This window comes from Streptomyces sp. T028 (assembly GCF_048159505.1).
In the GTDB taxonomy this organism is placed as follows: Bacteria; Actinomycetota; Actinomycetes; order Streptomycetales; family Streptomycetaceae; genus Streptomyces.
On sequence record NZ_JBLRVZ010000017.1, the window covers coordinates 17648 to 42576 of the forward strand.

The following is a 24929-nucleotide window of genomic DNA, read 5'->3' on the forward strand; positions in this document are numbered from 1 at the left end:
ACCCCGAAGGCACCTCCGCTGAACCGTGGAGCTGCCTTCGGGGGCGTGGTTCAGGCCGTCAGGGACTTCCACAGGGTGAGGGGGCGGTCGTCGACCGTGAGCTGGTCGTTGTGGCCGCTGCCGTCGGCGATGGAGATGATCCGGTATTTCTGCTGGTGGAACACCCAGAACAGGCTCAGCCCGTTGATGCGTTGCATGTCCGGCACGGCGAGGAACTCGTCCACGCGGGAGATGCCGGCCAGTGACTGCCACAGGCCGAGCGAACGGTCGCCGCGTTCGATGACGTCGTTGTGTGCGGAGCCGTCGGCGATCGAGATCAGCCGGTAGACCTGCTGCCCCAGGGAGGAGTGGAAGAGCCAGTAGTGGCTCTTCCCGTTCTGGCGCTGCATGTCGGGCACCGGCAGGAAGGCGTCCACCTGCGCGATTCCGTTGAACGAGGCCCAGGCCGAGATCGGCCGGTCGGGCCGGTCGACGGCGACTGCCGCCTCGGGGGCGAGCCCGGACTCCGCTCCGTCCGCGACCGAGATCAGCCGGTAGACCTGGCGGCCTTCCACGGTGTGGAACAGCCAGTACCGGCTCCGGCCGCCCACGCGCTGCTCGTCCGGTACCGGCAGGATCGCGTCCACCCGCGACACGCCGTCGTACGCCGCCCAGGTGGACAGGGGCCGGTCGGGGCGCTCGACGACGTCCTTGTGCTCGTCGCCGTCGGCGATGGAGAGGGTGCGGCAGACCGGTCCGTCGCCGCCGGTCCCGTAGGCCCAGTACCAGCTCTTGCCCTGGTCCCGTCGGCGGTCGGGGATGGGGAGGAAGGCGTCGGTCGGCCGGACCGTGTCCGGGAGTTTGTCGGTGAGGCGGCCGTCGCCCAGCAGCCGCAGTGTGGTGAGCGAGGGGACGAAGGCGTAGACCGAGCCCTCGGTGGTGACGAACTGGTGGAAGCTCAGCTCGGTCGTCGCGTTGGGGCTCTCGAAGGCGATCTTGCCCGTGGGGCCGACCATCGGGTCGGGGCCGGGCTTCGCGGGGCGGTTCGGCGGGAAGTCGACGTTGTTGATCCAGCTCTTCTGGATGAACTCGAACTGCTCGACGAGGTCGGACTGGTAGCAGACGAAGAGCAGTCCGCGCGGCTGGTCGGGGCCGCCGGGGCCGTCCGACGCCGGGTCGAAGGGCGCGCCGTAGGGGGCGCCGCGGCGGATGATGCGGCGTCGGTCCATGACCGGGTTCTCGGGGAACGGGTCCGCGCCGGGCTTCTCCTGGAGGCCGTCCCGGGGGTTGGTCTTGCGCAGGTGGGAGAAGAGCGGGGTGATGAACCCCTCCGGGTCGTTGCGGTAGCCGAAGTCGTTGTCCTGGCTCGCGAGGGCGTTGTCCGGCATGTCGGCGTGCGGGCACTTGGCGACGGGCGTGCCCGAGCGCCAGCGGCCCACCAGGCGGGCGGCCAGCCATTCGGTGGTCGCCTCGTCAGGCACCACCTTGGCCTTCCTCAGGACCTTCAGTTGCGCGGTGACCTGGGCCCACCAGCCCGGGACGTCCTGACCGAGCCGACGCACCACCTGGAAGCTGCCGTTGCCGGCCCACTCGGGCATCTCGTCGTACGGAATCCCGCCGACCCGGTCGTGCCCGACGACGAACTCACCGGGCGGGATCAGCCGGGTGCCCGGGTGGTCCTTGACGTACTCCGGCCGCTTCGGGTCGGGCTCGTCGAAGCCGATGACCCCCGGCTCGCTGACCCCGTCCTTGAAGCCGAAGTGTTCCTTTCCGCGGCGGGTACCCGGCAGCGTGGCGGCGTTCTGCTGGAAGACGATCACGATCTTGGCCTGCGCGGCTGCCTCGCGCTGGGCGGTCAACGCGTCCTGGAGCCCCTCGGCGGTGTCGGAGGCGACGGTGATCACGGCGTGCACGGTCTGGCCCTTGCCGTCCCCGAACAGCCAGTTCTCGGGTGAGCTGTCGCCGGTGTCGCCCAGTGAGCGCTTGTGGGACCCCTCCTTGAACGCCTCCAGCGTGCCGCCCTTGCGTACCGAGGGCAGTGGGTCCTTGCCGCCGACCAGGACCTTCAGGCCCTCGTAGGTGAAGCTGACGTTCGTCCAGGTGGCCTTGAGCGTCTGCGGGTCGTCGCCGCCGGTGGCCTGTCTGGCCTTGCGGAACGCCGCGTTGAAGGCGGCCACCTGTCTGGTGGTGGAGATCTGGGAGGCGAGCCGCTTCACCCAGGTGCGCGCCCGCGCGGGGTCCTCGAACTTGAGGAAGAGCAGTGTCATGCGGTCCTTCTTGAAGCCCGCGAGCACATCGCCCTGAATGTCGTCGCTTTCACGCAGTTTGAGGTCTTCGGCCACATTTCCTCCTTGACAGTCGCATATGCCGTCCCATCGTCATAGTAATCATGGAACTACCCAACGTGACCGACGTGGGGATGGGGGGCCTGCAGGTCGACCTCGTCGCGATCTCGCGCGCTCCGGCGCAGAACCCCTGTCCCGCAAGGGCTCCGACCCGCTTGGCCGTCGAGGTGTCACCCGCCTGCCCGGCATCGCGCGACAGCGGCCGTCCGACGCGCGAACACTGTGAGTAGTCGTTCGGCTTCATTGTGCACCTATGTCGCGCGCCTACGTCATGTGCTCTCGTCAAGTGCTTTCGTCACGTGCTCGCCATCGGACCGGTGACACGGCGCGGCCCCGACGCCACCGCTACCGCCTGCCCTCTCTCTCGCAAGGAGTCCCATGTCCCCCAGGAACCTGCCCGGTCCGTCGTCCAGACGGATGCTGTACGCGGCGATCTCCGCGTGTGCCGTCTCCGCGCTGACCCTCACCGTGCTGTCGTCCGGCCCGGCCGCCGCCCACGGGCACGGCGACGACGCCCCCTCGGCCGACGGGACGCAGACCGACCGGGCCCAGGCCGACCGGACGCACGCCGACCGGGCGCAGGCCGACCCGGACGAGGCGAAGGTCATCGGCAAGGAGCACGCCGAGGAACACGCCATGACCAGGAGGGCCATCAAGGACGTCGGCGAGTACCCGCAGTCCACCCGCACCGAGCGGCTCAAGGCGCTCACGGCCTCCCAGGCCAAGGTCAACGCGGACTTCGACGCGCTGGACGCCGGCAGGTTCCGGGAGTACTTCCAGTCCCCGGACTTCGCCGCGCACATCGCCATGCTGCCGACCGGCAAGGTGCTGCTGTTCTCCTTCGAGCGCATCGAGAGCAACCCCCAGAAGGAGCCGGCCCCGACCGACACCATCGGCAAGGAGAACGCGGGCCGCGCGTACCTGTGGGATCCGGCCAAGGGCACCGGCCCGGGCTCGTTCACCAAGGTCACACCGCCCGTGATCAACATGCCGGACGGGCTCGACGAGCCCCGCCCCGCGCCGTTCTTCTGTGCCGGTCACTCCTTCCTGCCCAACGGGATGCTCGGTGTCTTCGGCGGCAACCTCGGCGGCAACGGCGGTTCCGGCGCGAAACTCTCCCTCGTCTTCGACCCGTGGGAGGAGAAGTGGTACCAGAACGAGGACATGGCGGTCGGCCGGTGGTACCCGTCGGTGGTGACCGGCGCGGACGGCCGGCAGCTGATCATGTCCGGCCAGTCGGAGCTCGGCTGGGGCACCCCCACCCCGATCGTCGAGCGCTTCCCCGCCCTGAACAAGCCCGTGCCCACGGCCAGGACGGACAGGCCGGAGGGCTGGGCGGTGGAACGGTTCAAGGCCGACGCCCCGTTCAAGCGGGACTACCCGCACCTCTTCTCGCTGCGGGACGGCAAGATCTACGGCCTGGGCCGCAACCCCGAGCAGCAGTGGAAGTTCGACCCCGCCGCCGAGACCCGGACCGACCTGGCACCCCGACCGGACAACATGCCGCGCAACTACGGTTCGGCCGTGCCGCTCCCGGCCGGCTTCAAGGGCCCGGACTCGGTGCTGGTACTCGGCGGGGACCGGGACGACCCGAACACGTACCAGCTGGTCGGCGGCCAGTGGAGCAAGGAGAAGGCGAGGGCCTTCGGCCGCACCCAGGACGACACCCTACTCATGCCGGACGGGACCCTGATGACCGTCAACGGCGCCTTCGACATCCGCGACTACGGCAACGGCCCGTACAACCCCAACGCGGATCTGAAGTACCGCCAGATCGAACTGCGTGACGAGAACGGCAACTGGAGGCTCGGCCCGGCCCAGCGGCTGCCGCGCGGCTACCACTCCAACGCCGTGGTGCTCCCGGACGGCCGGGTGATGGTCACCGGTGACGAGCTCCAGCAGCTCGCCAACGACCCCGACATCACCGACGACATGAACGGCAGCATCGAGATCTACGAGCCGGCCTACCTCCAGCAGGGCAGCCGCCCCCACCTCGGCATGGTGTTCAACCCGTCCGTCGGGTACAACGACAAGATCACGGTGAGCAGCAACACCGCCTCCGACGTCACCCGTGCCGTCCTGCTGGCGCCGACCACCGCGACCCACTCGGTCAACACCAGCCAGCGCCACCTCGACCTGCGGATCAAGAGCCGCAGCGGCAACTTCCTCGAACTTCAGGCACCGCCGTCGGCCAATGCCGCCCCTCCCGGCTACTACATGCTCTTCCTCCTGAACGAGGAAGGCGTGCCCAGCACCGCGGGCTGGGTCCAGATCAAGCCGGCCTCGGGCGGCCAGACCCCGAAAACGAAGAAGTGACCGCCCGACTCTGACGGGCCTGCTGTCGGCGGGCCTGCCGCGGGTGCTGCGGGCAGCTCCGTCGCAGCCCGGCTCGGATGCCTTCCGCGCCGGGCTACGACGGTGTCCGCACGCCGGTCGTCACCGCCACCGCGGCCGGATGGACGCCGTCCACGGTCAGGTCCGTCAGGGTCGTCCCCGGGTGGTCGCCGAGCAGATCCGGCCAGGCCAGGACCGTCGGGGAAGCGGCGGGGGCGGACACCTCCAGCTCCCGCAGCGGTGCGCGCAGGCCCACACCGAGCGCCTTGAGCACCGCCTCCTTCCGCGTCCAGACACGCAGGAAGGCGGGCTTCCGCTCGGCCGGGGGCAGGGCGTACAGGGCGGCCGACTCACGGGGGGAGAGTGCCGTACGGGCCGCGGCGTCGACGTCGAGGGCGGTGCCGGCCTCCTCGACGTCCAGGCCCACCTCCGCGCCCCGGCACACGGCCACGCCGACGACGTCACCGCTGTGGGTGACCGAGAAGTCGTACCCGGCGGGGACCGCCAGCCGGGGCTTGCCGTGCGGTCCGCCGCAGGTCGGGCAGGCACGCCGCAGGGGTACCTCCTCGGGGGGTACGCCGAGCAGCTCGCCCAGGATCCGGCGGCTGAGAGCGCAGCCGACGAGGAACCGGTTCCGGGTGGCGGGGTCCACCGTCGCCTCGTAGCGGGCGCGCTCCACCGGGTCGAGCAGAGCCGGCAGCCCCTCGTGGGCATCGGCTGAGCGCGCCCACGAGACCTGCACGGACTTCACGACGACGGCAGCAGGAGCGGCAGCGGGAAGGGAAACCAGTGCCGCGGCGCTAGTGCACCGCGCGCAGCATGCGCGTCACGTTGATCTTCGTCGGCGAAAGGCCGAGCTCCACGCTCTGCATCATCCGCTCGCCGTTCAGCCGGCCGTAGGCGAGCAGGTCGACGTTGGCCAGGCTGAATTCGGGCCAGGTGTGAATGCTCAGATGTGAGGCGGAAAGCAGGAGAATGGCGGTCACCGCGCCGTTCGGGAAAACGTGCGACGCCTCACCGAGAACCGTGGCGTTTCCCTTTTCGGCGGCCGTGCGCAGCACCTGGAGGAGGCGCTCCTCGTCGGTCAGGATGCTGTGGTCGCTCACCCATACGTCGACGGCATAAGAGCACAGATCGTCGACGTTTATACCCTCGGTGGCGAGGTTTGCGGAGTTGGTCATGGGGAACCGGGGGTGAGGAACCGCTGCCCCCGTCTCCTTTCGGATAGATCTGCGCTGGTCCGCGCGGCTGAAGAGAAAGGTCGCGAGGCCCGGGACTGGCGCTCGGTTGGGCCAAGCCTAGCATCCGGGGCGCTATGCGGCTCGCGAGCACACCTCGTCAAGGGGGCGGGAAGACCGGGGGCATATTCGGCCGGAAAAGTGTGTCGTGAATTCCGGGAAACGTTCTCGACCGGGGGTGCGGAATTCCGCCCGCCGGAACACCGGTCGGAACACCAGCTGGAACACCGCGGGACCGTCTCCGGAATTCCTCTTTCCCATTCCTGTTCGCGGCCGTCGCACCGAGTCCGATCGGGGCGTCCACCGGCCCGTATACTCGATACCCCCGGAATCCACCAGCTTCCCTGGAGCAGCATTGTGACGAACGTGCGTCGGCACCCTCGGAGTACCACCGCCGATCAACTGCTCACGGAAGTCGCGGACGCCGTCCGGCTTCAGGAGGGCCCGCCCGGAGTGCGGTCCGTGCTGCGTGCGCTGCGGCGCCTCGCCCCCGCCTCCACCAAGGACCTCAGCCGCGCCACCGGCCTGCCGGTCCCGATCGTGGCCGCGCTGGGGAACGAACTGCGCCGCCGCGGTCTCGTCACCAAGGAGCGCCCGTCCCGGCTGACCGAGGCCGGCGCGGACCTCGTCGCGCAGCTCGGCATGGACCTCACCATGGACGCCACCTGCCGCACCTGCGACGGCCGGGAGCTGGTGATCCCCGAGGTGCTGGACGAGGCCGTACGTCGGCTGCGGGCGCTCATGGAGTCCGGTCCCGCCGCCGACATGGCGATCGACCAGTCGCACTGCACGGCCGAGACCAAGGTGCGCCGGGTGCTGGCGCTGCTGACGGCGGGCGCGCTGCCGGGCGGCTCGCTGCTGCTCATCGGCGACGACGACCTCGTGTCGCTGGCCGTGGCCGTCGTGGGTGACGTACTGGGCGGGCCGATCGTCGAGCGGGTGACCGTGGTCGACATCTCCGCCGAGATCCTCGACTACGTCCAGAAGGTGGCAGCGGAACTCGGCACCCGCGTCGACACCGTTCAGCACGATCTGCGGCAGCCCCTGCCCGAGCGGCTGCGCGGGCGGCACGACGTCGCCATGACCGACCCGCCGTACACGCCCGAAGGCGCCCGGCTCTTCCTGTCGCGCGCCGTGGAAGGCCTGCGGCCCGGTCCCGCGCACAGCGTCTTCTTCTCCTTCGGCGGCAAGAGCCCGGACGAGATGCTGGAGGTCCAGCGGGAGATCATGGCCCTGGGCCTGGTCACCAACGGCTACATCCGCAACTTCAACGAGTACGAGGGCAGCGGCATCCTCGGCGGTGTCGGCTTCTTCCAGCAGCTCCTCACCACCAGCTCCACCGCCTCCCGCCAGGGCGACTACGGCGGCCCCCTGTACACGGGCGACAAGCGGACCCGGCAGCGCGAGTACGAGTGCGTGGCCTGCGGCCACAAGGTCCGCGTCGGCCCCGGCGCCCGGTGGGCCTCGGTCGCGGCCCTGCGCGCCGACGGCTGCCCGAGCTGCGGGAAGGGGCCGTTCCGGCCGGGACGGCTGGTCTCGGAGGCGCCGGAGCCGCCGAAGGCATCGGAGCCGTCGGAGGCGCCGGAGGCCCGGCAGCAGCCCCCCGCGACGGCCGAGCAGAAGCCCGCGGCACCCGTCCGTACGGACATCCCCGCCACCCCCGCCACCCCCGCCACACCTGCGGCCACCGTCACCCCCTCCACCCGCACCATCGGCTGGCGCCCCCCGGCCCCCGAGGACCGCGCCGCCCTCGAAAAGCGCGCGCATCCCTATGTCACCCGGCAGGCCGACGAGCGCGACCTTCCGGCGATCGGGGCGTTCGAGGCGGAGATCGCCCGGGTGTCCTTCGGCGAGGACGCCATCGACGACCCCGACCGCTGGGCCGCCCGGCTCGGCAAGGCGATGGAGAAGTCGAAGCAGGGCATGATCGTCGCCGCGCGGCCGGGCGGGGAGCCCGTCGGCTGGTGCTGGGTGAGCATCAACCAGAACGCGATGACCGGCGACCGCTACGCCAACTTCCGCTCCCTCGCGGTCTCCCCGGTGGACAACCGCAGCGACGTGGCCGAACTCCTCCTCACCGCAGGACTGGAGTTCTGCCTGGCCAACGGCATCACCGAGGTCACCGGCCGGGTCCATGTCGGCAACGTCCCGATGCGCACGGTCTACCGCAAGTTCGGCTTCGACCCGACCAGCCTGGCGATGAAGCTCTTCCTGCCCCGGGAGGAGCGATGACCGTCCTCGACGCCGACCGCGTCAAGTGCGTCGTCTGGGACCTCGACGGCACCCTCTGGGACGACATCGCCGTCGAGTCCCCCACCGACGAACTGCCCGTCCCCCGCCCCGAGATGCTGGCCGCGATCGACGCGCTGGCAGCCCGCGGCGTGCTCAGCAGCATCGCGAGCCGCAGTGCGCCCGCCGTGCTCGACCGGCTCGCGGCCGGCCGGCCGGAGGTGCGCGAGCGGTTCCTCGCCCCGCAGGTGTCCTGGCAGGACAAGAGCGAGTCGCTGCGCAGGATCGCGAAGGACCTCGGGATCGCCGTGGACGCCCTCGTCCTGGTCGACGACTCGCCCTACGAACGCGCCGAGGTCGAGGCCCTGCTGCCGGTCGTCCGCACCCTCGCCCCCGAGGACGTGCCCGCGCTGCTGGCCGCGTTCGAGGGCCGGGAGGTCACGCCCGAGTCGCGCGCCCGGGTCGGCCGGTACCGCACCGAGGAGGCCCGCCGCGCCGAGGGCGAACGCTTCCAGGGCAGCCGGGAGGAGTTCCTGAGCTGGTGCGCCATGCGGCTCACGGTCGGCGCGGCCACGCCCGACGAGATCCCGCGCGCCCTGGAACTCGCCGCCCGCACCCACCGGCTGAACTCCTCCGGCCTCACCCCCGACCGGCTGCGCGAGCTGGTCGGCTCGGACGGGCGCGAGCTGTACACCGCGCGCATGACGGACCGCTTCGGGTCGTACGGCGTCATCGGCGCCGCCCTCGTCGACCGCACCGCCCCCGGCACCTGGTCGGTCCCGCTGCTCGCCCTCTCCTGCCGGGTCGCCGGGCGGGGCGCGGCGGCGGCCTTCCTGTTCTGGCTGATGGGACGGGCCCGGCGGGCCGGTGCCGAGGAGTTCCGGGTGACCCTGCGCCCGACGGACGCCAACCTGGAGATGCGGATCCTGCTCCGCCAGGCGGGGCTGCGCCGCGTGGACGACAGCCGCGTGGACGACAGCCGCGTGGACGACGCCCCCGGCACAGGCGCCGACTCGGCCGTCCTCGGCCGCCCCCTGCACGGCGACCTCCCGAAGCCGCCCCCTTATCTGCACGTATCCGACCGAGAGGACGCCGAGGCGTGACGGACATCCAGGACCCCGCCATCCAGGACCCCGCCGGTGTGGAGCGGGAACTGCGCTCGATGATCGCCGAGGCCGCCCGTCTGGACCCGGACGTGGTGGGGAAACTCCCCGCGGACACGGAGTTGTTCGGCCCGGAGATCGCCCTCACCTCGCTGGCCGGGGTGACCCTGCTGGGCGCGATCGACGCCCGGTTCGGGGTGGACGTCGCCGCGCTGGACCTGAGCCTGGACAGCCTGCAGTCCATCGCCACGCTCACCGACTTCGTGGCGACACACCTCCGGGCCGCCTAGGCACCCGTCTGTACGTCTCTCCTGTTCAAAAAGGGTGATCCGGACCGCCGTGCCGTGACCCGGTCGGGCCGGTCGCGTTGAACGGCGTGTGCGACGGCGTTCCCTGCTGTCGCGCGAACCGAATCACTTTAAGGAGAACGTGATGTCTCGCATCGCGAAGGTGGCCGCCGTTGCCCTCGGCACCGGCGCCGCAGTGGTCAGTGGGGCCGGCCTGGCCATGGCGGACGCGGGTGCGCACGGTGCGGCCGTCGGCTCGCCGGGAGTCCTGTCGGGCAACGTCGTCCAGGTTCCGATCCACATGCCGGTGAACTTCTGCGGCAACACCGTCAACTTCACCGGTGCGCTGAACCCGGCCTTCGGCAACACCTGCATCAACGCCAGCGGCCACGACGAGGGTGGCAAGAAGCACGGCGGCGACTACGGCCACAACCGCCACGGCGGCGGCAAGCACGGCGGCGCCGGCTACGGCAACTGACGCACGCGTCCCCACGCATCAGCGGAGCCCCGGCACCTCGAGCGCCGGGGCTCTCGCGCGTCCACCACCACCACGCGTACGGCCTGCACGTACGGGCCTACACGTACGGGCCCACGCGTACGGACCTACGCGTACCGATAGATCCCGGACACGTCCTCCATCTGATTCGGCGTCACATTCCAGGGCGGCAGCTTCTCGTGGCGGGCGACGACCCGGCGGTACTGCCGGCTCTCCGACGAGGGCGGTGCGGCGGGCAGATAGCGGTGGCTGCTGTGGCGGGCCTGCCAGCGGGTCCACACCAGGTCGACGAAGGCGTGGTGGAGCCAGAACACCGGGTCGTTGACGGACGCGCCGCCCAGCATCTCCCCGCCGACCCACCGGTGCACCCGGTTGTGGTTGCGCCAGGCGGCGCTGCCCCGGCCGGTCCCCCAGCCCTCCAGCTTGTTGCGGAAGCCCTCGGTGACCGTCGAGTCCCAGGGCGCGGTGTCGTAGACCGGGTCCTTCAGGGCCCACTCCAGTTCGGCCGCGGTGGGCAGTTCGATGGGGTTGGCGGCGCGGCCGAGGTCCCGGGTGAGGAACGCGCCGTCCGTGATGTTCTCCTTGATGGTCCAGTTGCCGGTGGCGTAGGCGAACGGCCCGGTGGTGACCCGGCGGTCGGAGCGGCGTCCGTTGCCGCCGAGGAGGTCATCGGTCCAGGGCGTGGAGGCCGCGGTGCGGTTGCGCGTCCAGTCCCAGTACGGCACGGTCACCGAGGAGTCGACCCGGCGCAGCGCCCTCTCCAGGTCCAGCAGGAACCGCCGGTGCCAGGCCAGGAAGGAGGGCGCCATGTGGGCCGTTCGCAGGCCGCCCTCGCCGTCGGAGACGTAGTAGTCGATGTGCATCCGTACGAACTCGTCGTACTCGCCACGCCGTTTGACCTCCAGCATCGCCTTCACGAACCGTCGGCGCTCGCCGGCGGTCAGTCTGCTGACGTCCTTACGCGTATAGACCATGGCGTCCCCCCATGTGGTGCAGGTGGCCGCCGTCCGCCGGGTCGTCGCCCTCGCGGAGCATCTCGCCCGGCCCGAGCTCGTCCACGGCGGCGCGGGCGGCCTCCAGCGGGGTGCGGTACGAGCGGTAGTGGTCGACCATGCTCAGCCAGGTGCCGTCGGCCCGGCGCATGAGGTGCAGCGGGCGGCCGTCGACGGTGACCTCCCACTGGGCACCCCCGGCGGCCGAGCGGCCGACGGGGATGAGGACGCCCTGGATACGGCGTCCGCGGTACATCTCGTCGAAGCCGACGCCGGCCCGGTCGCCCGCGTCGCCCGTGTCGCCCGTGTCTCCCGCGCCGTCCGTGGGGTCCGGTGGCCAGGAGGCGGCGACGACCGGGACGAGCGCGAGGCCGGCGGCGACGCCGAGCAGTCCGCGCAGCGTCTCCCGCCGGGTTCCGGCTCTCGCCGCTCCCGGCTGCCTGGTGGGTACGGGTACTCGGTCGGCGTTGACGACCATGGGGTGCTCCTCCTCGGGTGCGGTTGTCCGTAGCGGTAACCGCCCGGCGGCCCGCAGGGTCACCGCGAAGCACACGGACGGGCCCGGACGGGATGCCGTCCGGGCCCGTTGTCACTCGGTCGTCGGCGCCGGTGTCACCGGCCCTGCCGTCCGCGCGGGTGCTACAGGCCCTGCCCCATCCCGAGGTTCGCGGCCGGTGCGGCCTGCAGTACGGGGGTGAGCACGCCCGCCTGGGGCAGCTTGGGGTCCGGGAGGCCGAAGTTGTCCGGGTTCGGCGGGGTGAGCGGGGCGTCCAGGGCCAGGCCGGGGCCGAGCGTGCGTACGTCGGTGGCGGGGGCGTCGAGCCCGAGGTTCTCGAAGCCGTTCCCGAGGGTCTCCGGCAGGGGAGCCCGTACGCCGGCGCCGGGCAGACCGGCGCCGGCGGGGAGCTGCGGGACGGCCCGCTCGGGGATCAGCCGGTCCTCGGCATGGCGCGGGCCCTCGGGCGAGCCCGTCGCCGGCACCGGGATCTCGCCGCCGGCCTGGGGCAGTTCCATGCCGAGGGAGTTCTCCAGGCCGTTCAGCGGGACGGGGACGGGGACCGTGCCGACCGCCGCGGCGGGGGTCGCGGGGGCTGCTCCGGCCGCGGCGGCCACCCATGTCAGTACGGCGGCGAGGGTTCCTCGGGTGGTCGGCTTCATCTCGGGTACGGGCCCTTTCGTCAGGTTCTGGGGGCGGTGCGGGTCGGTGCGTCCGTACCGGACAACGAGCAGGGAAACGGCACCAGTTCACGATTCCCCCGATTGCCGCAGTAGTGCTACGACCACATCGTCAGCTCGTCCAGAAATCCCACCAGCGGGTCAGGATCAGCATGCCGACGACGCCGAGATGCAGCACGGGCACGGCCCAGGTGAATTCCGCGAAGAACGTGCGCAGGGCCGGCGGGGCCGGCAGGAATCCCTCGCGTACGTCGAAGGAGACGACGTACCAGAACAGCACGATCGTGGCGATCCACGCGAGACAGCACCACAGGCACAGCGCGTTGATCCGGTACAGGGACTCGAACTGCAGCCAGGACACGAACCCGACGCCGAAGAAACAGCCGGCGGAGAAGGTGAGCCAGTACCAGCGGGGGAAGGCGGCGCCGGCCAGCAGGCTCATGCCGACGCACACGACGATGCCGTAGGCCACCAGGCCCAGCATCGGGTTGGGGAACCCGAACGCCGAGGCCTGGTCGCTCGTCATCACGCTGCCGCAGGACACCACCGGGTTCAGACTGCAGCCCGGGGTGAAGCCGGGGTCCTCCAGCAGCTTGAACTTGTCGAGGGTGATGACCCAGGAGGCCAGCAGTCCGGCCGCGCCGCTCAGGACGAGCAGCACGGCGAAGGCGCGGCCGGAGCCCGCCACCCGCCCGGGCCTGCGGTGCGCGTGCCTCGGGTCGGCTGCCCCCGGCACGGACGTCAGCCGCGCAGGCTACGGGCGGGCAGCACGACGTGGGCCGCGGCGGTGAGCGTGTCCTCGTCGCCCGCGAACGCGGTCAGCGCCTCGGGCTCGACGGCCCTGCCGGGGACGGCCTCGGGCCATGGGCGGGTCGTGAAGATGAGGTAGGCGTAGCCGCGGGCCTCGACGGCGTCCAGCCACTCGGGCGGGGGCACGCACTGGGCGTTGAGCATCGGCATGTTGAGCACGGCCGCGCCGGCCGTGACGAGCAGGGTGACCGGCAGGCTGGGGCGTACGTTGCCGTCGACGAGATCGCCGCCGACGGGCAGGCCGTTGTCGGCGAGCAGCCGCTCGATGGCGGCGGCGGTGGTCGCGGCGCCGCCGTCCGCGTCGCCGAGGGAGTAGGCGAGCAGATAGGGCATGTCGCTGCCGTCGGGAGCCTCGCCGCTCCATGGCAGCACGACGAGGGTGCCCAGGTCGGCCACGCGGAAGGGGCGGGTTGCGCTTGGGGTTGAGGTCACCGCGCGACCCTACAAGCGCTACGGCGGGCGGCCGAGGGTGTTCTCACCCGACCGGGGGACGCCTCAAGGGTGCTCCACACGAACGAGGGACGTCGTTCCCGGAGTGTTCCCTCACCCGCGTCCGGGGCCGGTCCAGCCCGTGCGGGACCGGCCCTCCGCGAAGGGGACGTCAGCCGTTCAGGGGGAGCCCGCCGAGGAGCTTGGCGTGCTGGTTGAGGGCGTTCGCCGTGCCGTTGGCGGTGTGGAGCAGGGAGCCCTTGTTCTCGGTGTCGAGCGCGTTCGACTGGCTCTGCAGCGGCATCACGTCCCGCGCGGTGAGACCACGCTTGGTCATCGTGTCGACGGCGCCGTTGAGGCTGGTGGGCGTGAGGTCCGCGGAGTCGTTGGCGAACGCGGGTGCGGCGGCGCCGGCGAGGACGACGGACCCTGCGACGACGGCGGCGGCCTTCAGGGACTTCATCGGGTTCCTTTCACGGGGAGTGCTGACGCCGTGCACAACGATCCCCGTGGGATGCGGAAACGGCACGGACGGCCCGTCAGGGGGCCGGCAGCAGGTTGGCCGCCGGAAGCACCGGCGCGGCGGCCGGGAGGGACGGGGCGGCGGCCGGCAGCGAAGGCGCGACGGAGGCCGGGAGGGAGGGTGCGGCCGCGGGAGCCAAGGGCGCTGCCGTCGGCAGGGAAGGCGCGGCCGCCGGTACCTCGGACGTCGACACCGACAGGCCGGCCGACCCGGGCACGCCCGACAGCGGCACGCCCGGCAGCGGCAGGCCCGGCAGCGGCAGGCCCGCGGCGGTCAGCGCGTCGCTCAGCGCGGCGGCGACCACGCCGGCCAGGTCGGCCAGGTCGGCCAGGTCGGCCAGGTCGGCCAGGTCGGCCAGACCGTTCACGACCCCCGCGGCCGTGGGGACGACGTCGGTGACGCCGGCGGAGGTGGCGGCGGCGAGCAGCTGGTCCACCGTGGTCTGCAGCGCGGTGAGCACGTCGGTTTCGGGGTCGGCGGGCAGCGACGCGGTGGCCGCCGGGGCCGTGCCGGCCGCGAAGGCGGCGGGAGCGGCGAAACCGAGGACGAGGGAGGCGCAGAGTGCGGTGGAGGCGATACGCCGTACGGGCAGGCCACGCATGGGGGTCCCTTTCGAGGTGCGTCGGATCCTGTGACCCACCGTGAAAGGAGCAGGGGCGCTCCGCAACAGGTGGTCACGTTCCGTGCGCCATCCGGGGAGGGACAAGCCGAACGGCCGCACTCCCGGCGGGAGCGCGGCCGTTCGACGAGGACGTGACGTGACGCCGGTCGTTGACGTGACGTCAGTCGTTGACGCAGGTGTTCCCGAAGGCCGGGTTCAGCAGGCCCGTGACGTTGTAGGTGGTGCCGCATTCGTTGAACGCGTCGTGGATCGGGTACTGCAGGACGTTGCCCGACAGCAGGCCCGGGGAGTGCTCGGCGACACCGTACGCGCCGCTGTCGGCGGTGGCGATGCCGGAGGCGCCGACGACGGCCGCGGCGGCAACGGAGGTCAGGGCCAGGCCCTTCGCGATACGCGACATGGAGAGGTACTCCTTGGGGTTTTGACGGGGTTTTGCCGGTTCTTTCACACCAACACCCGGGCGGGGACGCCCGGCGCTGTGTCAACGCGCTGCGCCGCCGGGGGTTGTGCCGCCGAAGGAGTGAACTGAATCGCTCACTCGCTCGACCACCGCCCACCCCCACCGCTTCCACCTCGACATCCGGCCGACCGGTCTATCCATCTGACGATGTGTTGAACACCGTGATCAGCGGGCCGGGGCGGCTCCGGCGGCGCATTCCCCGGCGCATACCGACGCCCTGGGCTGTTGCGGTGACGTGTTCGATCTCGGCGCGGGTTGTGGCCGGGTGGTGACCAGCGGAGGTTCAGGCTCGTTTTCCACGGGGACGCGGCGTGGACCGGGGCGCTCTTCGCGACCGCCGGCACGCGGACGAAGCAGTCGGCGCGTTCCCGCCCGTCCCGAGCGCCACCGTGAGCGAGGAAACCGCGCGATGCACCAGCCAGAACCCGACGTCGGGACCCGGGTCCTGCATCTCACCCAGCCCGTGGACGGCGGTGTCGCCCGGGTCGTCACCGACCTGGCGCGGGCCCAGCTCGCGGCCGGGCTGCACGTCACCGTGGCCTGCCCCGACAGTCCCCTCGCCGACGGCCTGCGCGCACTGGGCGCACAGGTGCGGCGCTGGGAGGCGACCCGGTCCCCCGGGGCCTCGCTGCCGGGTGAGGTACGCGGGCTCGTACGCCTGCTCGACCGGGTACGCCCCGCACTGGTGCACGCCCACAGTGCGAAGGCGGGGCTGGCCGGGCGGCTCGCGGTACGGGGGCGGATCCCGACGGTGTTCCAGCCGCACGCCTGGTCCTTCGAGGCGGTCGGCGGGGCCACCGCGGCGCTCGCCCTGAGGTGGGAGCGGTTCGGGGCGCGCTGGGCCGGCCGGCTGCTGTGCGTGAGCGAGGCGGAGCGCGCGACCGGGCTGCGCGCCGGGATCACCGGCCGGTGGAGCGTCGTCCCCAACGGCGTCGACACCGAGCGGTTCCGCCCCGGTGCGGCCGACGCCGTACGCGCCGCCCTCCTGCCGGATCTCGACCCGGCCGCACCGCTCGCGGTGTGCGTCGGGCGGCTGTGCCGGCAGAAGGGGCAGGACGTGCTGCTTCAGGCGTGGGCGGACGTCGTGCGGACGGTGCCCGGGGCGCGGCTGGTGCTCGTCGGGGACGGGCCGGACGCGGAGCGGCTGCGGTCCGGGGCGCCGGAGTCGGTGCTGTTCGCGGGGGCCGTCGACGACACCGCCCCCTGGTACCGGGCCGCCGACCTGGTGGTGCTGCCCTCCCGCTGGGAGGGCATGGCGCTCGCCCCGCTGGAGGCGCTGGCCTGCGGGCGGCCGGTGGTGGTGACCGACGTGGACGGCGCCCGGGAGAGCCTCCCCGACGCGCTCGCGTCCCGCTGTCTGGTGCCCGCCGGCGATCCGGCGGGGCTGGCCGGGGCGGTCGCCGCTCTGCTATCCGACGCGCCGCTGCGGGCCTCGCTCGGCGAGCGGGGACGCCAACACGTCCTGTCCACGCACGACGTGCGGCGTACGGCGGCGGCGGTCGCGGACGTGTACCGCGACCTGCTGTGCCAGGTGCCCGCGCCGCTGGTCGTACCCACCGAGTCCACCGAGTCCAGGGAGCCCATCCACCCGTGACTGCGGAAAGCACTGCGGAATCCACCGTCACCTCGGCCGGCGCGCAGCCCGGGTATCCGCCCTTGTCGATCGTCCCCCGGCCGGAGAGCGGCGGCACCGGCCTCCGGTTCCCCGCCCGGCGTCCGTTCGCCCGGCCCGCCGAGCCCCCGCTGCTGCTCGCCGACGGCGTCGCCGCGTCGGCGGGCGGGGCGGTACTGCTCGGGGCGGGCCATCACCCGGCGTTGTCGGCCGTGCTGGTGGCACTGGCCTTAGCGGTGCGGCGCAGACCGCAGCCCGCGGTGAGAGGTGTGCTGGACGAACTGCCCACCGTCTGCGGCCGGATCATGGTGGTCTGGCTGGCGCTCGGGGCGCTCGCCGCGGCCTGGCACCCGGCGCACACGCTGTCGGCGCACACCCTGCTGACCGGCTTCGCCGCGCAGACCCTGGCCGCCTGCGCCGGGCGTGCGCTCGTCCATCTGCGCCGCCGACGGGCACTGGTCCGGTGTCCGCGCGCCGCGCTCGTCATCGGGCCCGCCGCGACCGCCCAGCGGGTGGCCGCCGCCGTGCTGCGCCATCCGCGCTGCGGGGTGGAGCCGGTGGGTGTGGTCGCGGAGCGGCCGGACGGCACCGACGGGCTGCCGGTGCTGACCACCGGCCAGGAGGTGCAGCGGGCCCTCATCCAGAACGGCGTCCGGGACGTCCTGTTGGTCCACCCCGCCGTCCGCACCCAGCAGGGCCCGCTGCTGCGGGCACTGGCCGACTCCGGTTGCACGGTGTGGGAGGTCGACGCCGACTCGCCCTCGTACACCGGCCGGGAGCGGCTCGCCGGGTTCGCCTGCCGCCGCCTCGACCTGGGGCACGGGCACCGGGGCGGCCTCGGCAAACGGCTTCTCGACGTCACCGTGTCCGGGGTGGCGCTGCTGCTGATCAGCCCGCTGCTGCTGGTGTGCGCGGGGGTCCTGCGGTGCACCGACGGGCCGGGGGTCGTCTTCCGCCAGGAACGCGTCGGCAAGGACGGACGGCCGTTCACGCTGCTGAAGTTCCGTACCCACCGTCCGGTCGACGAGCACGAGTCCGCGACCCGCTGGAGTGTGGCGGGCGAGGTGCGGATGAACCCGTTCTGCCGGTTTCTGCGCAGGACCTCGCTGGACGAGCTGCTCCAGTTGTGGAACGTGCTGCGGGGCGACATGAGCCTGGTCGGGCCGCGTCCCGAACGCCCCTTCTTCGTCGGCCAGTTCAGCCAGACCTATCCCGGTTACGCGGCCCGTCACCGGATGCGGGCGGGCATCACCGGGCTCGCCCAGGTGCAGGGGCTGCGCGGCGACACCTCGATCGAGGACCGGGCCCGCTTCGACAACGCGTACATCGACAACTGGTCGCTGTGGCAGGACGTGTGCATCCTGCTGCGCACCGCGGCCGCGCTCGTGCGACCGACGGGGAGCTGAGCCCGCCCATGACCCACGCCCTGCCCCTCCCGGGCGCCGTCCGGTCCCTGTCGCCGGTGCTGCCGGTCGTCGCCGTGACAGCCCTGCTGGCCCTGCCCGTCGCGCCCGGCGGGGAGGGCGGTGCCGGGCCGGCCGACGCGGTGTCCGCGCTCGTCGTGCTGTTCTGCGCGGTCCGGCTGCTACGGCAGCGGCGGCGCCCCCTGTCCCGTAGGGCCGCCGTGGTGCTGGGGCTGCCGGTGGCGGGGCTCGCGCTCGCCGCGACGGGCGCGCCCTCGCCGGGCGAGGGGCTGGCCGGCCTCGGCCGCTATCTCCAGGTGTTCGTGCTGGTCCCGGCCGCCGTGCTGCTGCTCGTGCGGGACCGGCGCGATCTGCGCGTGCTGGCCTGGTCGTTCGTCGCTCTGGCGGGCTGGCAGGGCGCGGTCGGGGTCCATCAGTTCGTCACCGGGACCGGGGCCTCCTACCAGGGCGAGACGATCCGCGCGGTCGGCACCTTCGGCCCGCAGGACGTGATGGGCATGGCGACGGTGGTGTCCTTCGGGCTGGTCTGCGCGGTGGGGCTGGCGCTGGGCCGGGCCCCCGTACGGCAGCGGACGGTCTCCGCGCTCGCCGCGCTCGCCCTGACCGTGCCGCTCACGCTGTCCTTCAGCCGGGGCGCCTGGATCGCGACCGCGGTGACCTGCTCGGCGCAGCTGGTGCTGGCCGGGGCGCGGCGGGCGCTGAAGGTGGGCGCGGTGGGGGTCGCGGCCGGGGTGGTGCTGGTCGGCGGCTTCGGCGTCGGCTCGGCGATGCTCCAGGAGCGGGTCGGCAGCATCACGCGGGTCACGGACGCCCCGGACCAGTCGGTCACCGACCGGTACACGATGTGGGCGGCCGCCGTCGGCATGTGGCGCGAGCATCCGCTCACCGGTGTCGGGCTGAAGGGCTTCCCCGAGCACCGCGACGCGTACGCCTCCCTCGCCCTGTCCTCCGGCAGCGACACCGACGGCGCGGGCTCCGGCTTCGTACGGCAGCCGCTGCTGTCCCCGCACAACATGTATCTGCTGGTCCTCGGCGAGCAGGGCCTGATCGGACTGCTGGCCCTCGCCGGGAGCTGGCTGGCCCTGCTGGTCTGCGCCCTGCGGGGCCTGTTCCGGGCCCGCCGCCGCGGCCCCGGTCCGGACTGCGCCCTCATCGCGTGCGGCCTCCTGGTCTGGCAGCTCACCGACTTCGTGTACGCCGACATCGGCGGCCCCTCGACCGTGCTGACCGCCGTCGCCCTCGGACTGGTGGCGTGGTGGGCGCTGGTCGGAGGGGAGACCGGCAGCGACCGGGACACCGAACCCCCCGCACGGACTCCGGAAGCCGGGGAGGCCCGCGCGTGACGGTGACGCCGTCCCGGCCGCCCCGACGGACACCCAGGGCCCTTCTGATGGATCTCCGCGGCGGCTCGGCCCTGCCGTCGGCCCGCGACACCTCCCCGGCCGGGGAGGGCCCCGGTGCCGGAGGGCCCGCCGGACTCCCCCCGGCCTCCGAACCCACCCCGCCCTCCGAACTCCCCCCTCCCCCCGAACTCCCCCCGGCCTCACGGGGTTTCCTCGCCAAGGCCGCTCTCGTCACCGCCGCGCTCTCGGTCGCCGGGTCGCTGCTCGGGCTGGTCCGGGACCAGGCGCTGGCGCGGCTGTTCGGGGCGGGCAGTGACACGGACGCCTTTCTCGTCGCTTGGACCGTGCCGGAGTTCGCGGCCACGCTGCTCATCGAGGACGGGCTGGCGTTCGCGCTGATCCCGGCGTTCAGCATGGCGCTGGCCCGCCGTTCCCAGGGTGCCCCCGGCGATCCGGTGCGCGCCCTGGTCGCGGGGACCCTCCCGCGGCTGTCGCTGGCGTTCGTCGCCATCGGCGCGCTGCTCGCCGGCATCGCCCCCCAGCTGGTGGGGATCCTCGCCCCGGGGCTGCCCGACCCGGCGCTCGCGGTCGACTGCACCCGGCTCACCGCGACCTGCGTGGTCAGCTTCGGGCTCGCCGGGTACTGCAGCGCCGCCCTGCGCGCGCACCGCCGGTTCGTTGCGCCCGCCGCGATCTACGTGGCGTACAACGTCGGGATCGTCACCGGGATGTTCGCGCTCGGCGGGCGGTGGGGGGTGCGCTCGGCGGCGGCCGGGGTCGCGGTCGGCGGCCTCCTGATGGTCGCCGTACAACTGCCCTCTCTGTTACGGCAGTTGAGGAAGCGGTCGGAATCGCAGGAGGTCTCCGGGGAGGAACCCCGGCCCCTCGACACCGCGCTCCTCGTCACCGTGCTGCTCTTCGCGCTGTGCCGGCAGTCGCAGGTCCTCGTCGAGCGGTTCCTCGCCTCGAACCTGCCCGCCGGGGCGATCTCGCACCTCAACTACGCCCAGAAGGTCGCCCAGATGCCGATGATCCTGTCGGTGATGGTGTGCACGGTCACCTACCCGGTGGTCGCGCGGGCACTGGCCGAGGGCGACACCGAGCGGGCCCGCACCCGGGTGGAGCGGGACCTGTCGCTGGCCTCGTGCATCGTGCTGCTCGGCACCGCCGCCGTCGTGGCCTGCGCCCCGCAGATCATCGAACTCCTCTTCCAGCGGGGCGCGTTCACCGCGCAGGACACGGCCGCGACGGCCGGTGTGATGCGGGTGTACGCGCTGGGGCTGCTCGGCCAGACCCTGACCGGTGTCCTCGTCCGCTCCTACTTCTCGGGGGGCCGCGGCCGCTGGTACCCGGTGGGCGCGATGGCCACCGGGATCCTGCTGACGTCCGCCGTCGGCGCGCCGGCCGTCGGCCCCTGGGGGGTGTACGGGATCGCCGTCGCCAACGCGGCCGGGATCACCGTCACCGCGCTGATCCTGCTGGCCGGGACCGGCCCCCGCAGCGTCCCCCTCCACACCCGGGCCGTGCTGCTCGAACTCGGCCGCCCGGTGCTCGCCGCGCTGTTCGCGACCGTGGCGGGGATCCTCGTCACCGCCCGCTGCACGGGCGCCCTCGCCGGGCTCGTCGCCGGCGGGCTCACCGTGACCGTCGTCTTCGTCCTGCTGGGCCGGGCCCTGGGCGTCCAGGGCGTCGCCCGCGCACTCCGTTCCGTCCGTTCCGCGACCCGAAGGCTCTCCCATGGCCGCTCCTGACAGCACCAGACGCAGCTCCGTCCCCTGGGTGGCGATGTACCACTCGGTGACCGAGGACCGCGCCGACGACCCGTACCGCGTCACGGTCACACCCGAACGGCTGGACCGGCAGCTGGCCTGGCTGGCCCGGCGGGGCCTGAAGGGCGTCTCCATGGCGGAGTTGCTCGCCGCGCCCGCCCGCTCCGGACTCGTCGGCCTCACCTTCGACGACGGGTACGCCGACTTCCTCACCCACGCCCTGCCCGTCCTGCGCCGCCACGGCTGCACGGCCACCCTGTTCGTGCTGCCCGGCCGGTACGGCGGCGACAACGCCTGGGACCCGCTCGGCCCGCGCAAACCGCTGCTCACCGCCGACGGCATCCGGCAGGCCGCCGCCGAGGGCGTCGAGATCGGCTCGCACGGCCTCACCCACACCGACCTCACCCGCGCAGACGACCCCACCCTGAAGGCGGAGACCACCGGCAGCCGCACCGCCCTCGCCGAACTGCTGGGCACACCGCCCGCCGGCTTCTGCTACCCCTACGGGACGATCGACCGGCGCGCCGTGGACGCCGTACGGGACGCCGGATACACCTACGCCTGCGCGATCGACCCCGGCCCGCTCACCGGCCCGTACGCCTTCCCGCGCGTCCACGTCGGCCAGAACGACACCTCCGCGCGCCTCCTCCTCAAGTACCGGCTGCACCCGCTGCGCCGCCGCCGGGTCGAGGCGCCGCGGTGAGGGTCCTGCACATCATCACGGGCCTCGGCGTGGGCGGGGCCGAGCAGCAACTGCGGCTGCTGCTGCGGCACTTGCCGGCCGAGTGCGAGGTCGTCACGCTGACGAACCCCGGCGCGGTGGCGGACGGGCTGCGGGCCGACGGGGTCCGGGTCGTCGACCTCGGCATGCGCGGCAACCGCGACCTGGCCGCGCTGCCCCGTCTGACGCGGATCATCCGCTCCGGCGGCTACGACCTCGTCCACACCCATCTCTACCGCGCCTGCGTCTACGGCCGCCCGGCCGCCCGGCTCGCCGGGGTACGGGCGATCGTCGCCACCGAACACTCCCTGGGCGACTCCCAGTTGGAGGGCCGACCGCTGACCGCCGGGGTCCGCGCGCTCTACCTCGCCGGTGAGCGCCTCGGCCGCACCACGGTCGCGGTCTCCCCCGCGGTCGCCGGACGGCTGCGCGCCTGGGGCGTCCCGTCGCCCCGGATCGCGGTCGTCCCCAACGGCATCGACCTGGCCCGCTTCCGCTTCGACCCGGCCGCCCGCGACCGCGCCCGCCGCCACCTCGGCCTGCCCCGGGACGCGTACGTCGTCGGCGGCATCGGCCGGCTGACCGCGGGCAAACGCTTCGACGTCGCCGTCCGCGCTCTCGCCGCCCTCCCCGCCGACTGCCGGCTGCTGCTGGTCGGCGGCGGCCCGCAGGAGGAGGCACTGCGCCGCCTCGCACGGCAGACGGGGGTCGGGGACCGCGTCCTGCTCACCGGCGAACGCCCCTACGTCCCCGACGGCACCCCCGGCCCCGATCTGCCGTCCCTCGTCTGCGCGATGGACGTGTTCGTCTCCCCGTCCCCCGAGGAGACCTTCGGCCTCGCGGTGATCGAGGCGCTGGCCTGCGGCCTGCCCGTCCGCTACGCCTCCTGCCCCGCGCTCGACGGCCTCACCGCCCCCGGCGCCCGCCGAGTGACCGGCGATGCCGAGGCGTTCACCCACGCGCTCACCGAGGCACGCGCCGCACCGCCCGGCCCGCGCACCGCGCCCGACGCGGCCCACCGCTACGACATCGCCCGCAGCGCGGCCCGGCTCATGGACGTGTACACGGCCGCCGTCACCGGACGCCCCCTGCCGTCCCCCGTCCTCTTCCCCGCCTCCTCCTCCGCTTCCGCTTCCCCGACCCCCCAGGGAGTCAGTTCCCCATGACCGAGCACCCCCGCCGCCCCACCGCCCTCCGCCGCGCCAGGTCGCTCCCGCCGTGGTCCCTGCTGGCCGCCGGAGTGGTCACCGGCGGCCTGATCGGCGGCGCGTACGGCGCCCTCACCCCGCCCATGTACACCGCCACCGCCTACGTCGTCGCCGTCCCCACCGAGAAGTCCGACCCGGCGTCCGCGCTGGGCTTCGCGCAGGCCTACGGGCGGGTCGCGACCCAGCTCGCGGTGCTCGGGGACGCCGAGGCGGAGGCGGGCGTGGGGGCGCGCACGCTGCAGCGCCATGTGACGACGGCGACCTCGCCGGACGCCCCGATGGTCTCCATCACCGCCACCGCCCCGCGCCCCGGCCTGGCCGCGGACATGGCCAACGCGGTCTCCCGCTCGCTCACCGAGCACGCGCGGAGCACCCGGAAGACCACCAACGTCGAACTCCAGCAGTTCGCCCGCGCGGTCAAGCCCACCGACCCGTCCTCGCCGTCCCCGGCGCTGACCTCTCTGGTGGGGGCGAGCGCGGGCGGACTGCTCGGCGGCCTGGCGCTGCTGGTGCGGCCGCGGCGGGAACGGGAGCGGGAGACGCCGGGCGCCCCGAGCGCCGTACCGGCCCCGACCGCGCCCGCCGCCGAACTCCATGGAGCGCTGTGAAACCGCCGTACCGCACAGAAGTCGGCACGGAAGTCGGCACGGAAGTCGGCACGGGGGTCGTCACCGAACCCGTCAACCCGTCACCCGCCACGGGACTCACCACCGGGCTCACCGCCGAACTCGTCACCGACGAGCGGGACTTCGCCCGCCTCGGCCCCGCCTGGGACCGCCTCTACCGGCGGTGCGCGGCGGCCACCCCGTTCCAGAGCCACGCCTGGCTGCACTCCTGGTGGCTGTCCTACGGCAGGCGCGGGCGACTGCGTCTGCTCGTGGTCCGCGGCGGCGCCGAACTCGTCGCCGTCGCCCCGCTGATGGCCGTCCACCGGCCGGTCCCCTCGCTGGTCCCGCTCGGCAAGGCGATCTCCGACTACGGGGACGTCCTCGTCGACGACGAACACGGCGAGCGGGCCGTCGACGCGCTCACCGGCGGCCTCGCGGCGGCCGCCCGCACCGCGCTGATCGACTTCCGCGAGGTACGGCCGGGCGGCGCGGCCGAACAGGTCTACGACCGCTGGTGCGGGCCGCGCCGGAGGGTGGGCGACTCGCTGTGCCTGGAGCTGCCGGCCGTCCCCATGGACGAGCTGGTCGCCCGGCTGCCGTCGGGGAAGGCCCAGCAGCGGGCGCGGGCCAAGCTGCGCAAGCTGACCGCGCTGGGCGTGGAGCGGCACACCGTACGGCCCGACGAGGTGGACGCGGCGCTGCACCGGCTCCTCGCACTGCACCGGCTGCAGTGGCAGGGCCGCAAGGTGACGGGCGAACATCTGCGCCCGCGCTTCCACGAGCACCTGGTGCGCTCGGTCGGCCCGATGGTGCGCTCCGGGAACGCGGTGGTCACCGAGTTCCGGCTGGACGACGACGTGGTGGCGGTCGATCTGACCCTGCTGTCCCACCGGCTGGCGGGCGGCTACCTCTACGGCGCCCATCCCCGGCTGAGGGAACGCAAGGCGGACGTGGCGGTGATGCTGCTGGACGCGTGCGCCGAGCACATCCAGGGCGGCGGACGGGCCGCGCTGAGCCTGCTGCGCGGCAACGAGCCGTACAAGCACCACTGGCGGCCCGAACCGGTCGTCAACCAGCGGCTGCTGCTGGCCCGGCGGCGCACCGCCCCGCTGCTGTCGGCGGTCGTCTGCGACGTGGCCGCACGGCGGCGCAGCAAGGAACTGCTGCTGCGCTGGGAGCGGCGGAAGGAGCACGCCGGTGCCGGCGGGACCTGACGGCGTC

General features: G+C 73.2%; 24 protein-coding genes. 13 read left to right on the forward strand and 11 right to left on the reverse strand.

Going from position 1 to position 24929, the window contains the following annotated elements; all coding sequences use genetic code 11:
• Positions 1 to 50: 50 nt before the first annotated feature.
• Positions 51 to 2321 (reverse strand): Dyp-type peroxidase, encoded by a 2271-nt coding sequence (locus ACLZN2_RS17215; RefSeq protein ID WP_416979352.1) that lies wholly within the window; start codon positions 2319 to 2321, stop codon positions 51 to 53.
• Between the two features lie 381 nt (positions 2322 to 2702).
• Between ACLZN2_RS17215 and ACLZN2_RS17220 the strand changes: the two genes are divergently transcribed.
• Positions 2703 to 4640 (forward strand): galactose oxidase-like domain-containing protein, encoded by a 1938-nt coding sequence (locus ACLZN2_RS17220; protein WP_416979353.1) that lies wholly within the window; start codon positions 2703 to 2705, stop codon positions 4638 to 4640.
• 94 nt (positions 4641 to 4734) lie between these two features.
• On the opposite strand, the gene ACLZN2_RS17225 is transcribed toward ACLZN2_RS17220, so the two are convergent.
• Together ACLZN2_RS17225 and ACLZN2_RS17230 are read right to left on the reverse strand one after the other, a co-directional pair.
• Positions 4735 to 5409 (reverse strand): 4'-phosphopantetheinyl transferase family protein, encoded by a 675-nt coding sequence (locus ACLZN2_RS17225; RefSeq protein ID WP_416979354.1) that lies wholly within the window; start codon positions 5407 to 5409, stop codon positions 4735 to 4737.
• A gap of 49 nt (positions 5410 to 5458) precedes the next feature.
• Positions 5459 to 5839, reverse strand: a complete 381-nt coding sequence (locus tag ACLZN2_RS17230; RefSeq protein WP_133911411.1) for an S-adenosylmethionine decarboxylase family protein — start codon at positions 5837 to 5839, stop codon at positions 5459 to 5461.
• 414 nt (positions 5840 to 6253) lie between these two features.
• Between ACLZN2_RS17230 and ACLZN2_RS17235 the strand changes: the two genes are divergently transcribed.
• From ACLZN2_RS17235 to ACLZN2_RS17250, 4 genes are all read left to right on the forward strand, one after another.
• Positions 6254 to 8128 carry a GNAT family N-acetyltransferase gene (locus tag ACLZN2_RS17235; protein WP_416979355.1) on the forward strand — a complete coding sequence of 625 codons (1875 nt, stop codon included), beginning with the start codon at positions 6254 to 6256 and terminating at the stop codon, positions 8126 to 8128.
• Positions 8125 to 9228: an HAD-IIIC family phosphatase gene (locus ACLZN2_RS17240; protein WP_416979356.1), complete on the forward strand. Its 1104-nt coding sequence runs from the start codon at positions 8125 to 8127 to the stop codon at positions 9226 to 9228. The genes ACLZN2_RS17235 and ACLZN2_RS17240 overlap by 4 nt, the downstream gene beginning before the upstream one ends.
• Positions 9225 to 9518: an acyl carrier protein gene (locus tag ACLZN2_RS17245; RefSeq protein ID WP_416979357.1), complete on the forward strand. Its 294-nt coding sequence runs from the start codon at positions 9225 to 9227 to the stop codon at positions 9516 to 9518. The genes ACLZN2_RS17240 and ACLZN2_RS17245 overlap by 4 nt, the downstream gene beginning before the upstream one ends.
• A 142-nt stretch (positions 9519 to 9660) precedes the next feature.
• Positions 9661 to 9993 (forward strand): chaplin, encoded by a 333-nt coding sequence (locus ACLZN2_RS17250; RefSeq protein WP_416979358.1) that lies wholly within the window; start codon positions 9661 to 9663, stop codon positions 9991 to 9993.
• A 125-nt stretch (positions 9994 to 10118) separates the two neighbouring features.
• Here ACLZN2_RS17250 and ACLZN2_RS17255 read toward each other — a convergent pair whose 3' ends face one another.
• The 8 genes from ACLZN2_RS17255 to ACLZN2_RS17290 all read right to left on the reverse strand — a co-directional run bounded on the left by ACLZN2_RS17255 (position 10119) and on the right by ACLZN2_RS17290 (position 14963).
• Entirely contained in the window at positions 10119 to 10985 is an 867-nt protein-coding gene (locus ACLZN2_RS17255; protein ID WP_416979359.1) for a tyrosinase family protein, read from the reverse strand.
• On the reverse strand, positions 10969 to 11481 hold the full coding sequence (locus tag ACLZN2_RS17260) for a tyrosinase family oxidase copper chaperone (protein WP_416979360.1): 513 nt from the start codon (positions 11479 to 11481) through the stop codon (positions 10969 to 10971). The genes ACLZN2_RS17255 and ACLZN2_RS17260 overlap by 17 nt, the downstream gene beginning before the upstream one ends.
• Before the next feature lie 161 nt (positions 11482 to 11642).
• Positions 11643 to 12161 (reverse strand): hypothetical protein, encoded by a 519-nt coding sequence (locus ACLZN2_RS17265; RefSeq protein ID WP_416979361.1) that lies wholly within the window; start codon positions 12159 to 12161, stop codon positions 11643 to 11645.
• A gap of 130 nt (positions 12162 to 12291) precedes the next feature.
• On the reverse strand, positions 12292 to 12915 hold the full coding sequence (locus ACLZN2_RS17270; RefSeq protein WP_416979362.1) for a vitamin K epoxide reductase family protein: 624 nt from the start codon (positions 12913 to 12915) through the stop codon (positions 12292 to 12294).
• 5 nt (positions 12916 to 12920) lie between these two features.
• Positions 12921 to 13421, reverse strand: a complete 501-nt coding sequence (locus ACLZN2_RS17275; RefSeq protein WP_416979363.1) for a DUF5949 family protein — start codon at positions 13419 to 13421, stop codon at positions 12921 to 12923.
• A gap of 169 nt (positions 13422 to 13590) precedes the next feature.
• Positions 13591 to 13881 (reverse strand): hypothetical protein, encoded by a 291-nt coding sequence (locus tag ACLZN2_RS17280; protein ID WP_416979364.1) that lies wholly within the window; start codon positions 13879 to 13881, stop codon positions 13591 to 13593.
• 76 nt (positions 13882 to 13957) lie between these two features.
• On the reverse strand, positions 13958 to 14542 hold the full coding sequence (locus tag ACLZN2_RS17285) for a hypothetical protein (RefSeq protein WP_416979365.1): 585 nt from the start codon (positions 14540 to 14542) through the stop codon (positions 13958 to 13960).
• A gap of 181 nt (positions 14543 to 14723) precedes the next feature.
• Positions 14724 to 14963, reverse strand: a complete 240-nt coding sequence (locus tag ACLZN2_RS17290) for a chaplin (protein WP_416979366.1) — start codon at positions 14961 to 14963, stop codon at positions 14724 to 14726.
• A 469-nt stretch (positions 14964 to 15432) separates the two neighbouring features.
• Between ACLZN2_RS17290 and ACLZN2_RS17295 the strand changes: the two genes are divergently transcribed.
• The 8 genes from ACLZN2_RS17295 to ACLZN2_RS17330 are packed head-to-tail and all read left to right on the forward strand — an operon-like array spanning position 15433 to position 24922.
• The gene (locus ACLZN2_RS17295) at positions 15433 to 16617 is read left to right on the forward strand and encodes a glycosyltransferase (protein WP_416979367.1); all 1185 of its coding nucleotides are present in this window, start codon (positions 15433 to 15435) and stop codon (positions 16615 to 16617) included.
• Complete coding sequence (locus ACLZN2_RS17300; protein ID WP_416979368.1) at positions 16614 to 18041, forward strand: exopolysaccharide biosynthesis polyprenyl glycosylphosphotransferase; 1428 nt, start codon at positions 16614 to 16616, stop codon at positions 18039 to 18041. Before ACLZN2_RS17295 ends, ACLZN2_RS17300 begins: the two co-directional genes overlap by 4 nt.
• Positions 18042 to 18049: 8 nt before the next feature.
• Positions 18050 to 19402: an O-antigen ligase family protein gene (locus ACLZN2_RS17305; protein ID WP_416979369.1), complete on the forward strand. Its 1353-nt coding sequence runs from the start codon at positions 18050 to 18052 to the stop codon at positions 19400 to 19402.
• A gap of 47 nt (positions 19403 to 19449) precedes the next feature.
• Entirely contained in the window at positions 19450 to 21153 is a 1704-nt protein-coding gene (gene murJ / locus ACLZN2_RS17310) for a murein biosynthesis integral membrane protein MurJ (RefSeq protein WP_416979370.1), read from the forward strand.
• Positions 21140 to 21874 (forward strand): polysaccharide deacetylase family protein, encoded by a 735-nt coding sequence (locus tag ACLZN2_RS17315; protein ID WP_416979371.1) that lies wholly within the window; start codon positions 21140 to 21142, stop codon positions 21872 to 21874. Before murJ ends, ACLZN2_RS17315 begins: the two co-directional genes overlap by 14 nt.
• On the forward strand, positions 21871 to 23058 hold the full coding sequence (locus ACLZN2_RS17320) for a glycosyltransferase (RefSeq protein WP_416979372.1): 1188 nt from the start codon (positions 21871 to 21873) through the stop codon (positions 23056 to 23058). Before ACLZN2_RS17315 ends, ACLZN2_RS17320 begins: the two co-directional genes overlap by 4 nt.
• Positions 23055 to 23708, forward strand: coding sequence for a lipopolysaccharide biosynthesis protein (locus ACLZN2_RS17325; RefSeq protein WP_416979373.1), 654 nt, complete (start codon positions 23055 to 23057; stop codon positions 23706 to 23708). The genes ACLZN2_RS17320 and ACLZN2_RS17325 overlap by 4 nt, the downstream gene beginning before the upstream one ends.
• Positions 23705 to 24922 (forward strand): GNAT family N-acetyltransferase, encoded by a 1218-nt coding sequence (locus ACLZN2_RS17330; RefSeq protein ID WP_416979374.1) that lies wholly within the window; start codon positions 23705 to 23707, stop codon positions 24920 to 24922. Before ACLZN2_RS17325 ends, ACLZN2_RS17330 begins: the two co-directional genes overlap by 4 nt.
• The last annotated feature ends 7 nt before the right edge of the window (positions 24923 to 24929 follow it).